10 protein-coding genes are annotated in these 11,537 nt (G+C 73.0%); 5 read left to right on the top strand and 5 right to left on the bottom strand.

Annotated elements, in window-relative coordinates; genetic code table 11:
- Nucleotides 1–375: 375 nt before the first annotated feature.
- A complete protein-coding gene (locus FB457_RS26115; RefSeq protein WP_047018196.1) occupies nt 376–1,401 on the bottom strand; it encodes a 6-phosphofructokinase in 1,026 nt (341 codons plus the stop codon).
- Nucleotides 1,402–1,634: 233 nt separating this feature from the next.
- Here FB457_RS26115 and pta point away from each other — a divergent pair, with 233 nt between their 5' ends.
- The 3 genes from pta to pyk are packed head-to-tail and all read left to right on the top strand — an operon-like array spanning nt 1,635 to nt 6,457.
- A complete protein-coding gene (gene pta / locus FB457_RS26110) occupies nt 1,635–3,794 on the top strand; it encodes a phosphate acetyltransferase (RefSeq protein WP_047018195.1) in 2,160 nt (719 codons plus the stop codon).
- Complete coding sequence (locus FB457_RS26105) at nt 3,791–4,999, top strand: acetate/propionate family kinase (protein WP_047018194.1); 1,209 nt, start codon at nt 3,791–3,793, stop codon at nt 4,997–4,999. Before pta ends, FB457_RS26105 begins: the two co-directional genes overlap by 4 nt.
- 33 nt (nt 5,000–5,032) lie before the next feature.
- Nucleotides 5,033–6,457 (top strand): pyruvate kinase, encoded by a 1,425-nt coding sequence (gene pyk, locus FB457_RS26100; protein WP_145783475.1) that lies wholly within the window; start codon nt 5,033–5,035, stop codon nt 6,455–6,457.
- A 21-nt stretch (nt 6,458–6,478) separates the two neighbouring features.
- Here pyk and FB457_RS26095 read toward each other — a convergent pair whose 3' ends face one another.
- The 4 genes from FB457_RS26095 to FB457_RS26080 form a co-directional block, all read right to left on the bottom strand.
- Nucleotides 6,479–7,810 (bottom strand): hypothetical protein, encoded by a 1,332-nt coding sequence (locus FB457_RS26095; protein ID WP_145783474.1) that lies wholly within the window; start codon nt 7,808–7,810, stop codon nt 6,479–6,481.
- The gene (locus FB457_RS26090; protein WP_047018191.1) at nt 7,797–8,339 is read right to left on the bottom strand and encodes a DUF6114 domain-containing protein; all 543 of its coding nucleotides are present in this window, start codon (nt 8,337–8,339) and stop codon (nt 7,797–7,799) included. The genes FB457_RS26095 and FB457_RS26090 overlap by 14 nt, the downstream gene beginning before the upstream one ends.
- Before the next feature lie 90 nt (nt 8,340–8,429).
- Nucleotides 8,430–9,059: a DUF6230 family protein gene (locus tag FB457_RS26085; RefSeq protein ID WP_047018190.1), complete on the bottom strand. Its 630-nt coding sequence runs from the start codon at nt 9,057–9,059 to the stop codon at nt 8,430–8,432.
- 466 nt (nt 9,060–9,525) lie between these two features.
- The gene (locus FB457_RS26080; protein WP_078898454.1) at nt 9,526–10,509 is read right to left on the bottom strand and encodes a tetratricopeptide repeat protein; all 984 of its coding nucleotides are present in this window, start codon (nt 10,507–10,509) and stop codon (nt 9,526–9,528) included.
- A gap of 196 nt (nt 10,510–10,705) precedes the next feature.
- Here FB457_RS26080 and FB457_RS26075 point away from each other — a divergent pair, with 196 nt between their 5' ends.
- Nucleotides 10,706–11,386 carry a TetR/AcrR family transcriptional regulator gene (locus tag FB457_RS26075; protein WP_047018188.1) on the top strand — a complete coding sequence of 227 codons (681 nt, stop codon included), beginning with the start codon at nt 10,706–10,708 and terminating at the stop codon, nt 11,384–11,386.
- The gene (locus FB457_RS36430) at nt 11,325–11,528 is read left to right on the top strand and encodes a zinc-binding dehydrogenase (protein WP_486589137.1); all 204 of its coding nucleotides are present in this window, start codon (nt 11,325–11,327) and stop codon (nt 11,526–11,528) included. The genes FB457_RS26075 and FB457_RS36430 overlap by 62 nt, the downstream gene beginning before the upstream one ends.
- The last annotated feature ends 9 nt before the right edge of the window (nt 11,529–11,537 follow it).

Genomic DNA, 11,537 nt, shown 5'->3' with positions numbered 1-11,537 from the left:
TCAGATGCTGCCGAAACGACATCTCCCGCGTGCCTTTCCCGGCACCGCCCCTCGCACGCTCACCGCCGCCGGGATGCAGTCCGGCGTCGTCGGTGCCGGGCACGGTCATCCGCTCGCCGTCGCTCGCGACGTTCCAGTCCTTGAAACCCGGTGCCTCGGCCGGCCACAGCCGTCCTCGTCGTGCCTGAGCAGCGCCGTCGGGCCACCCGGCCGATCGCCCTGGCTCCGCACTGCGGCACGGTGGTAGCACTCGGTGCCGTCGCGTCAATCCCCCGTCCACGTACGCCTCGACTGATCACGTCCACCGCGCGATCAGCATGGCTGCCCGGACGTCCTTACGGGTAGGGGGTCGAGACGCCTTCCGAGGACACCGCGTCAGAAGACGACCTCCGCCTCGTCCATCCGGTGCGCCGGTACCCGCTTCAGCTCCCGCGTCGCCTCCGCCAGCGGTGCCATCACGATGTCCGTCCCCCGCAGCGCCGTCATCTGCCCGAAGTCGCCGCGGTGCACCGCCTCCACCGCGTGCCACCCGAAACGCGTCGCCAGCACGCGGTCGTACGCCGTCGGCGTGCCGCCGCGCTGGACGTGGCCGAGGATGACCGGCTTGGCCTCCTTGCCCAGGCGGCGCTCCAGTTCGCCGGCCAGGCGGTTGCCGATGCCGGTGAAGCGCTCGTGGCCGTACTGGTCGATCTCGCCCTTCTTGTACTCCATCGTGCCCTCCGCCGGGTGCGCGCCCTCGGCGACGCAGATGACGGCGAACTTCTTGTGCCGGTCGAACCGCTCCTCGACCATCTTGCACAGGCTGGCGATCTCGAAGGGACGCTCCGGCAGGCAGATGCCGTGCGCGCCGCCCGCCATGCCGGACTCCAGCGCGATCCAGCCCGCGTGCCGGCCCATGACCTCGACGACCATGACCCGCTGGTGCGACTCGGCGGTGGTCTTCAGCCGGTCCATCGCCTCGGTGGCCACGCCGACGGCCGTGTCGAAGCCGAAGGTGCGGTCGGTGGCGGAGATGTCGTTGTCGATGGTCTTCGGTACGCCGACGACCGGCATCCCCGCGTCGGCGAGCATCGCCGACGCCGTGAGGGTGCCCTCGCCGCCGATCGGGATGAGCGCGTCGAGGGCCAGCTCGCGGCTGAGCTCCTCGGTGTTCTCGCAGGCTTCGCGGAGCCGGTCGCGCTCCAGCCGGGACGAGCCGAGGACGGTGCCGCCGCGGGCGAGGATGCCGCTGACCGCGTTGAGGTCGAGCTTGCTGTACCGCCCTTCGAGCAGTCCCTTGAAGCCGTCCTCGAATCCGATCACCTCGTCGCCGTGACCGGCCACGGCCCGGTGGACCACCGACCTGATCACCGCGTTCAGGCCGGGGCAGTCTCCGCCCGCCGTGAGTACTCCGATGCGCATGTCTCTCCTGCTCGGTGCCGTCGCATGCATGCTCGATGCCGATTCTCCCATGCTCCGGGGGTCACTCGTCCGAACAGCCGGTTAACCCTCTGTCACACCCGGCGGTCACCTCGCCGTCACCCGCGGTCCGCGGGATCGCGCCCGGCCGCCCGCCGCCCTTCGCGCGCCCCGTCCCCCCGCCCGACTGTATGGTCGAACAGGACCGCGACGGACGGGACGGATGGAGTGCAGGAGTGACCCGCAGCGTCTACGTCGCCGGCATCGGCCGCGGTGACGGCCGTCAGGTCGTCGAGCTGGGCATGATGGAACTGCTCTCCCGCCAGGTCGACCGGGTGGGGATCTTCCGCCCGCTGGCGCATGCCGGCGCCGATGCCCGCGACCCCGTCTTCGACCTGCTCCGCGCCCGCTACCGGCTGAGCCAGCCGCGCGCCGGGGTGCTCGGCATGACGTACGGGCAGGCTTCCGCGCTGCAGGCCGAGGAGGGTACGGACGCGCTGGTGGCCCGGCTCGTCGGACGGTTCCACGAGGTCGCCGCCGGCTACGAGGCCGTGCTCATCTTCGGCAGCGACTTCGCCGACACCAGCATCCCGGCCGAGCTGGCGCTCAACGCCCGCCTCGCCAACGAGTGCGGCGCCGCCGTGCTGCCCGTCGTCGGCGGCGCGGAGCAGTCCGCGGAGTCGGTGCTCGCCGAGGTGCGCAACGCGCACGACGCGTACGCCTCCCTCGGCTGCGACGTCCTGGCGATGATCGCCAATCGGGTCGGCCCCGACGCCGCCCCCCGGGCCCGCGCCGCCGCCGCGGACATCGGCGCCCATCTGCCCGTGCCGGTGTACGTCATCCCCGAGGACGCCGGCCTCGCCGCCCCCACCGTCGCGCAGATACGGGACGCGCTCGGCGCCGGGCTGCTGGCCGGCGACGCCGGCGGGCTGGCCCGTGACGTACGCGACTTCGTCTTCGGCGGCGCGATGCTCCCGGCGTTCCTGCCGGCCCTCAGCGAGGGCTGCATGGTGATCACCCCCGGCGACCGCGCCGACCTCGTGGTCGGCGCGCTGGCCGCGCACTCCGCCGGCTCCCCCGCCATCGCCGGGGTGCTGCTGACGCTGGACGAGCGTCCTGGCCCGGACATCATGGCGCTGGCCGAGCGGCTGGCGCCGGGGACACCGCTGCTCACGGTCGCCGAGGGCTCGTTCCCCACGGCCGCCGCGCTGGTCGGGCTCCGCGGCGAGCTGAACGCCGCGACGCCGCGCAAGGCGGACATCGCCCTCGGCCTCTTCGAGTTGCACGTGGACTCCGCGCAGCTCACCGGGCGGCTGGCGGGGGCGGCGAGCGGGCGCGTGACGCCGATGATGTTCGAGCACATGCTGATCGAGCGGGCGCAGGCCGACCGCATGCACGTGGTGCTGCCGGAGGGCACCGAGGAGCGGGTGCTGCTGGCGGCGGAGGTGCTGGTACGCCGCGGGGTGTGCGACCTCACCCTCCTCGGCGAGGAGCAGACGATCCGCAAGCGCGCCGCGGAGCTGGGGCTGAGCCTGCCGCTGCTGGGCGCCGACGCCCCGGCGGCGCGTCCTGACGGACCGGCCACGGCCCGGATCGCCGACCCCCGCGTCTCGCCGCTGCGGGAGAGCTTCGCCGAGCTGTACGCGCAGTACCGCTCGCACCGCGGCGTCAGCGTGGAGCTGGCGTACGACGTCCTGGGCAACGTCAACTACTTCGGCACCCTGATGGTCCAGCAGGGCCTGGCCGACGCGATGGTCTCCGGCGCCGCGCACTCCACGGCCGCCACCGTGCGCCCGGCGTTCGAGGTCATCAAGACCGCATCCGGGGCGGCGATCGTCTCGTCCGTCTTCTTCATGTGCCTCGCGGACCGGGTCCTGGTGTACGGGGACTGCGCGGTCAACCCCGATCCGAACGCCGAGCAGCTCGCGGACATCGCCATCCAGTCGGCGGCGACGGCCGCGCAGTTCGGCGTCGAGCCTCGGGTGGCGATGCTGTCGTACTCCACCGGCACCTCGGGCTCCGGCTCGGGCGTCGACAAGGTGCGGCGCGCGACCGAGCTGGTACGGGCCCGCCGGCCGGACCTGGAGGTGGAGGGCCCCCTCCAGTACGACGCGGCGGTGGACGCCACCGTCGCCGCCGCCAAGATGCCGGACTCGCGGGTCGCCGGGCAGGCCACGGTGCTGGTCTTCCCCGACCTCAACACCGGCAACAACACGTACAAGGCGGTGCAGCGCACGGCCGGCGCGATCGCGGTGGGGCCCGTGCTCCAGGGGCTCAACAAGCCGGTGAACGACCTGTCCCGGGGCGCCCTCGTGCAGGACATCATCAACACGGTCGCCATCACCGCCGTACAGGCGCAGGGCACCGCCGCACCCGCGAAGGGCGTCCGCCCGTGACCGGCCCCACCCGGATCCTGGTGCTCAACTCCGGCTCCTCGTCGCTGAAGTACCAGCTCATCGACATGGCGGGGCCGGCACCCGGCGCCGACCGCCCGGCCCGCGGCATCGTCGAGCGGATCGGCGAGCCGCAGGCTCGCGGCGGCGTGCCGGACCACGCGGCGGCGCTGCGCGCCGTCGGCGAGGAGCTGGCCGCCGCGGGGCACGGTCTCGACGCGCCCGGTCTGCTGGCCATCGGCCACCGCGCCGTCCACGGCGGCACCCGCTTCACCGAGCCGGTCCTCGTCGACGACGGGGTGCTGGAGGAGATGGAGAAGCTGGTCCCGCTCGCGCCGCTGCACAACCCGGCGAACATCGCGGGCATCCGCGTCGCCCGCGAGCTCCGCCCCGACCTGCCGCAGGTCGCCGTCTTCGACACCGCCTTCCACGCCACCCTCCCCGAGCACGCCTGGCGCTACGCGCTGGACACGGCCACCGCCGACGCCCACGCCATCCGCCGCTACGGCTTCCACGGCACCTCGCACGCCTACGTCTCCCGCGCCACCGCGCGGTTGCTCGGCCGCGACCCTGCGGACCCCGGGGACTTCAACGTCATCGTGCTCCACCTCGGCAACGGCGCCAGCGTCTCCGCGGTCGCCGGCGGCCGGTGCGTGGAGACGTCGATGGGCATGACCCCGCTGGAGGGCTTGGTGATGGGGACCCGCAGCGGGGACCTCGACCCGGCGGTGATCTTCCATCTCGCCCGCGAGGCCGGCATGGACACGGACGCGATCGACACCCTGCTGAACAAGCGGAGCGGTCTCGTCGGCCTCTGCGGGGACAACGACATGCGGGAGATCGGCCGCCGGATCGCCGAGGGCGACGAGCGCGCGCGGCTGGCCTTCGACGTGTACGTCCACCGCATCCGCAAGTACGTCGGCGCGTACGCCGCCGTGCTGGGCCGGGTGGACGCCGTCGCGTTCACCGCCGGCGTCGGCGAGAACTCCGCCGCCGTACGGGAGGCATCGCTGCGCGGTCTCGGGGGACTCGGGATCGAGCTGGATTCCGTACGCAACGCGGTCCGCGGCTCCGCTCCCCGCGTCGTCTCGGCGCCCGGCTCGAAGGTGACGGTCGCCGTGGTGCCGACCGACGAGGAGCTGGAGATCGCCACGCAGACCCGCGACCTGGTCCGCGGCGGCGGGCCGGCGCTCCCCCCACCGGAATAATTCCGGTCGAGAACAAACCGATAGGATGCCGCCATGCGCCGAGCGAAAATCGTCTGCACCCTGGGTCCCGCCGTCGACTCCTTCGAGCAGCTCAAAGCGCTGATCGAGGCCGGCATGTCCGTGGCCCGCTTCAACATGAGCCACGGCACCCAGGCCGAGCACCAGGAGCGCTACGACCGGCTGCGCAAGGCCGCCGAGGAGACCGGGCGGCCCATCGGCGTGCTGGCCGACCTCCAGGGCCCGAAGATCCGGCTGGAGGCCTTCGCCCAGGGCCCGGTGGAGCTGGCGCGCGGCGACGAGTTCACCATCACCACCGAGGACGTGCCCGGCGACCGGTCCATCTGCGGCACCACGTACAAGGGCCTGCCCGGCGACGTCTCCCCCGGCGAGCGCATCCTCGTCAACGACGGCGCGGTGGCCCTGGAGGTGCTGGAGGTGCGCGGCCCCGAGGTGCGCACCATGGTCATCGAGGGCGGCGTGGTCTCCGACCACAAGGGCATCAACCTGCCCGGCGTGGCGGTGAACGTCCCGGCGCTCTCCGGGAAGGACGTGGACGACCTGCGCTTCGCCCTGCGCATGGGCTGCGACATGGTGGCGCTCTCCTTCGTCCGCGACGCCGGCGACATCGGCGACGTGCACCGGGTGATGGACGAGGTGGGGCGGCGGGTGCCGGTCATCGCCAAGGTCGAGAAGCCGCAGGCGATCGACCACATGGAGGAGATCGTCCTCGCCTTCGACGGTGTGATGGTGGCCCGCGGTGACCTGGCGGTGGAGTACCCGCTGGAGAAGGTGCCGGTGGTGCAGAAGCGGCTGATCGAGATGTGCCGCCGCAACGCCAAGCCGGTGATCGTCGCGACCCAGATGATGGAGTCGATGATCAGCTCCTCGCGTCCGACGCGCGCCGAGGCGTCCGACGTCGCGAACGCGATCCTGGACGGCACGGACGCGGTGATGCTGTCCGCCGAGTCGTCGGTCGGCAAGTACCCGATCGAGACGGTGAAGACGATGTCGCGGATCGTCGTGGCGGCGGAGGACGAGCTGCTGTCGCGCGGGCTGCAGCCGCTGGTGCCGGGCAAGAAGCCGCGTACGCAGGGCGGTTCCGTCGCCCGGGCGGCGTGCGAGATCGCGGACTTCCTCGACGCCCAGACGCTGGTGGCGTTCACGCAGTCCGGGGACACCGCGCGGCGGCTCTCGCGCTACCGCGCGTGCCAGCCGATCCTGGCCTTCACCACCGACGAGCACACGCGCAACCAGCTCACGCTCAGCTGGGGCGTGGAGCCGGTGCTGGTGCCGCACGTGAACAACACCGACGCGATGGTGGACCTGGTGGACGCGGAGCTGCTGAAGCTCAACCGCTTCCGCGAGGGCGACACGATGGTCATGACCGCAGGGTCGCCGCCCGGGGTGGCGGGCACCACGAACATGGTCCGCGTGCACCACCTGGGCGGCGAGCGCTGAGCCGGGCGGCGCGGCCCTGCGCTACTCGATGGTGTTCTTCAGGCCCGGCACGGTGAGCGTGCCGCCGAACTGACCGGCCTGGACGACCTGGACGTCGGTGAAGAACGCGAACGGGAGGTCCACCGGCGGCGGGCTCCCGGGGCTGAACGTCATCGGGATCAGCCCGAAGAGATTGCCCTTCAGCTCCTCGGTGTACATGGTCACCCTGCCGTCACGGATCGTGGACGTGCTGCCTTCCTCGGCGCGTACGTGCGTCGTGTTCCTGCCGGGTCCGATGACGGTCTGGTGCAGGTCGCGGATGTCGACCCCGTCGTCCGCCGTGTACTTCAGCACCTTCTTCACCTGGCCGCTGTAGGTCTTCACCTCGACGATGCCGTGGTACTTGAGCCCCTTGAGGGTGAGCTTGCTGCTCTCCAGCCGCCAGGGGTCGTCGGGCAGCAGCGGCAGGCCGGGTTCGAGCGGGGCGTTCGCCAGGGCCTCGGGGTCGGGGGTGGGGCAGGGGAACGGCTCCTTGCCGTCCCCGTCCGCGGCGGTGCCGTCCCCGGCGTCGGGCTTCTCGTCCGCGGGGTCCTCGGCCGTGTCCCGCACCTTGTCGTCCAGCTCTTCCACGGTGGCGCCCGCGTCCTCGGCGGCGTCGCGGACGGCCTTCTCCTTCGCGCGCCGCTCCTCGTCCGGGGCGGTGCCGGAGCCGGACTCCTCGCCGCTGTCCGAGCCCGAGCCCGAACCGGACGTGCCGGCACCGGAGTCGGCGCCGTCCGAGCCGCCCGGCGGCTCGGCCCCCGGCTCGGGCTCCGCGCCGGGGTCGTCCGGGTTGAGCAGGCCGTCCACCGCGTCGCCGAGGCCCAGCGGGTCGTACCAGGGGCGGGACTCCGAGGGCGAAGGACTCGGCTCCGCCTTGCCGGACTCCCCGGCTCCGTCTCCGTCCGACCCGCCGCCGGAGGCACCGCCCGACCCCGAGCCGGCCCCCGGGCCGTCGCCGCCACCGCCGCCCGGCCGCTCCGCCGCCGATCCGTCGTCCGTCGCCGACGGACTCGGCGAGGCACCGCCGCCCGGCTCCGCCGACTCCCCGGCGCCCGGCGCCTCTTCGCCGTCCCGGGCCTCCCCGGCGTCCGCCGTCTCCTCGTCCTTCGGCTCGTCCGACTGCTCCGCGCACGGCCCCGGCCGCCAGCGGTCCGCCGGGGCGTCCTCGGCGATCGCGGGCCGCGGCGTGAGCCCCAGCCCCAGGAAGACCGCGGTGGGCATGGCCGCCAGGGCTATCGCCTTGCCCGCCGGCACCCGGCCGAGCAGCGATCTGCGCGGCGCCGCGTGCCGCGGGCCCCCGCGTGCCGCCCTCGCGTGGTCATCCGGCCGCACGGTGCCTCCCGCCGTCGATGTCCTCCAGCACGTCCACGCCCGGCTCGCCGGCGCCGGCTCTCTTCTCCTCCGCCGTACCGTCCCCGGTGTCGTCGGCCGCCCCGTCCGCGGCACCGGCGTCATCGGCGGCCTCCGGCACGCCCGGGACCCACGACACGGCCAGCGCCCCGCCGATCATCGACAGCAGGAAACCCACCAGCAGGCCGCCGAAGTTGGACACCGGAATCGACACCAGCGCCAGCACGATGGAGGCGACGCCCGCGAACACCCGGACGACGGCGTGGAACCACATGGTCAGCCCGAGCGTCACCAGCAGCACGCCGATGATCAGGCCGCCTGCCCCCGCCTGCGTCGCCATCTGCAGGCTGAGGTTGCCCAGCTTGATGTTGTAGTACGGCAGCGCGCCGATCGGCACGCCGCCCGCGATGGTCAGCAGACCCGCCCAGAACGGACGGGAGCCGCGCCAACCGCGGAATCCCAGCCGCCAGGTGTTCAGACGGTGCAGCAGGTCCGGCAACTCGGCGCTCATGAATGCAGCTCCCCGGTACGGCGGTGCGGTTCGGTCAGCGGGGGGTCCGGCGGGGAGCGGTACGCGCCTCCCCGCCGGCCGAGTGCGTGGTCAGAAGCACTCTTTGACGCCCTTGTGCAGCTTCATGCTGAGCCCGCTCAGCTTGAAGGTGCCGGCGCTGGTGGCCCAGGCGGTCTGCTTCACGTCCGTGAGGACGGCCCTGTCGGCCTCCTGCGCGAACCCGTTCGGGTTCGCCTTGTCGCCCTTGCCGATGCCCGGTCCCTTGGTGCTGGACCCGGCGGCCACACCGATGTTGATGTTCTCGAACGTCGCGTCGGCGTCGAGCTGCGCGATGTCGATGTAGAGGTTCTTCGCCTCCACCGGCTTCTCGTCACCCGCCGTCAGCATCAGGCTCACCGAGCCGATGAGCGGGACGTCGGGCGTGACGACCGACTGGCACATGCCGTTGATCTCCGCTTCCTTGAACGCGGAGATCGCGACCGGCCGGGTCGCCTCGTTGCCCTCCAGGTCGTGACCGCTGTCGACGCCGCTGTACTGGACGAAGCCGACGCCCTCCAGCCGGTCCGCCGTGACCTTGAACTCCTGGCCCGACACGCTGAACGACGCCGCCAGCGCGCCCTGGCTCAGCGCCACGCCGATCGCGGCGGTCGCCGCCAGGCTCGGCACCATGACCACGGCGAACCGCTTCCACCTGGTCCCACCACGTGCCTGGGACTCCATGCCTCTCCTCCTTCTCGGACGTACGTCCTGGACCCGTGGGCCGGTCCTCGGGAGCGAGGAGGATCCGCACGCGCTCGCGGCGCGGCTCTGCGGGTCCGGGTACGGGCGCGGACGCGCTACGTCGAAGGGGGCGTTACCCCCGAGCGACTCGTTGTCCGGACAGGCTCCGGTCCGCGGGAACGGTCCGCGGAAACGGGGAACCCCCCTGTCCGGATGGCGATCGTGGTCCATCGGAAGGGGGGCGCACAAGGGGTTCGTTACCAACGGGTAACGCGAGGGGTGCGGCAGATCCGGCCGCGATGGCCGGATCCTGCACCCTGGGTCGCCGCGGACCGCGGACGTACCCGATGACAAGGCATGACAAAGACGGTCAACTGACAGCGCGTCAGTTACTCCGAGTAACAGCCCTGCCCTCAGTCAATTTTTGGCAAAGCGGCACGGGCTGTCACCCTACGTCAACCTCTGCTCAGAACAGCACGCGGGCCAGCGCCTGCCGCCCCGCCACCACCCGCGGATCGTCGCCGCCGACGACCTCGAAGAGCTCCAGCAGCCGCACCCGCGCGGCCTGCCGGTCCTCGCCCGCGGTCCGCGCCACCGTGTCGACCAGCCGCCCGAACGCGTCCTCGACGTGCCCGCCGACCAGGTCCAGGTCCGCGACCCGGATCTGCGCCGCCACGTCCGCCGGGTTGTCCGCCGCCTCCTTGCGTACGGCCGCGGGGTCGAGCCCCTCCACCCGCCGCAGCAGCTCCGCCTGCGCGAGCCCCAGTTTGGCCTCCACGTTGCCCGGGTCGTCGGAGAGCACGTTCTGGTACGCCTGGATCGCGCCGCCGAGGTCGCCCCGGTCCAGCGCGTCACCGGCTGCCGCCAGCGCGCTGTCGTACGGGCCCGCCGGCTCCTCCGGCGCCTCCCGCTCGCCCGCCTCCTCGCCGGCCGCGGCGTCCTCGCCGGCCACCGCCTGCCCGACGATGCCGAACTGCTGCTCGGCGACCTTGATCAGCTCGTCCAGCACCCCGCGGATCTGCGGCTCCGGGGCGGCGCCCTGGAAGAGCGGGATGGCCTGCCCGCCGACGACCGCGAAGACCGCCGGGATGGACTGGACGCCGAACTGCTGGAAGAGCATCTGGTTCGCGTCCACGTCGATCTTGGCCAGCACGAACCGCCCGGCGTACTCCTGTGCCAGCCGCTCCAGCAGCGGGCTGAGCTGCTTGCACGGCTGGCACCACTCGGCCCAGAAGTCGACGACGACCGGGACCTCGGTGGAGCGCTGCAGGACGTCCTGCTGGAAGCCGGCCTCGTCGACATCGATGACGAGCGCACCGGCGCCGGGCGCGGGCACCCCGTCCCGGGCGGCCTGGGCGCGGGCCGCCTCCGCCTTCTCCTTGGCCTCCGCGGCCGCCTTCACCGCGGCCAGGTCGACCGCTCCGCTCATAGACATGTTGCGTGGCTGCATACGCCCTATCCTCCCCCCTTCGCACGGTGCATTGAACGGACGGGCCGCGGATGACTCGGCGAACCCGCCCGGAAGGGTTCGTCCCGGGCGGGTTCCCAGGCGCAGCAGAAGACACCGGTCGCTCGGGGGTGACTTACGCTACGGCCCGTAGCGTAACCTACCTGCGGCCCCGGGGAGAAGGGATAAGGTCCAGCTCATGAGCCACGAGACGCCCGCCGCACGGCGCGCGGGCCGGCCGCGCAGCGCGACCGCGGACCGGGCCATCCTGGACGCCGCCCGGGCCGCGATCGCCGAGACGGGCTGGGCCGGGGTGACGCTCGGCGGCGTCGCGGCCCGCGCGGGAGTGGCGAAGACCACGCTCTACCGGCGCTGGCCGGGCAAGAACGAGCTCGTCCTGGACGCGCTCGCCGACCTCTTCGACTCGCTGCGGCTGCCGGACCACGGCAGCCTGGCGCGGGACGTGGAGGGCGTGGTGCTGCAGTTCGCCGAGTTGCTGCGGGAGCCGCGCACGCGCGGCGCGCTGATGGCGGTGCTGGCCGAGGCGACGCAGGACGCGGCGCTGCGCGAGCGGATCCGCGACGCGATCGTCGACCGGCAACGGCATCTGGTGCTGCTGGGCCGCGCCCGGGCGCAGGCGCGCGGGGAGTTGCCGGTGGAACCGGACGCGGCGGCGGCGGACCGCACGGCGGACATGATCTTCGACGTGATCGCCGGTTCCGTGCTGCACCGGCTGCTGGTGAGCGCGGAGCCGGTGACGGCCGCGTGGGCGACGGCGTTCGCCACCCTGCTGACCGGGGGCCTGGCCGCCCTGACGGATCCCGCACCCGTTCCTGCGCCGGACCCGGCCGCGGGCAGCCGGGACCCGTCCGCGCAATAGGTCCTTCGGGCCTGTCCCGGCCGCGCCGGGAGCGGGATGCTCGGCGGTCGTCGGCCGGACGTACCCGCTCGCCGAGGCCGCGGAGGCGGTCAGGGACTGGGAGAAGGGCCACACGCGCGGCAAGTCCGTCCTCGTCGTGTGACCCCGCTCC

The sequence above is a fragment of the Streptomyces sp. CNZ287 genome (assembly GCF_007827615.1).
Note: the sequence above shows the minus strand (reverse complement) of the source record. Positions and strands in the feature narration are given on the sequence as shown.

Coding starts and splice junctions, on each gene's coding strand:
- FB457_RS26115 (WP_047018196.1), bottom strand. CDS start 1,401: ATGCGCATCGGAGTACTCACGGCGGGCGGAGACTGCCCCGGCCTGAAC.
- FB457_RS26080 (WP_078898454.1), bottom strand. CDS start 10,509: ATGCAGCCACGCAACATGTCTATGAGCGGAGCGGTCGACCTGGCCGCG.
- FB457_RS26090 (WP_047018191.1), bottom strand. CDS start 8,339: ATGAGCGCCGAGTTGCCGGACCTGCTGCACCGTCTGAACACCTGGCGG.
- FB457_RS26075 (WP_047018188.1), top strand. CDS start 10,706: ATGAGCCACGAGACGCCCGCCGCACGGCGCGCGGGCCGGCCGCGCAGC.
- FB457_RS26085 (WP_047018190.1), bottom strand. CDS start 9,059: ATGGAGTCCCAGGCACGTGGTGGGACCAGGTGGAAGCGGTTCGCCGTG.
- pyk (WP_145783475.1), top strand. CDS start 5,033: ATGCGCCGAGCGAAAATCGTCTGCACCCTGGGTCCCGCCGTCGACTCC.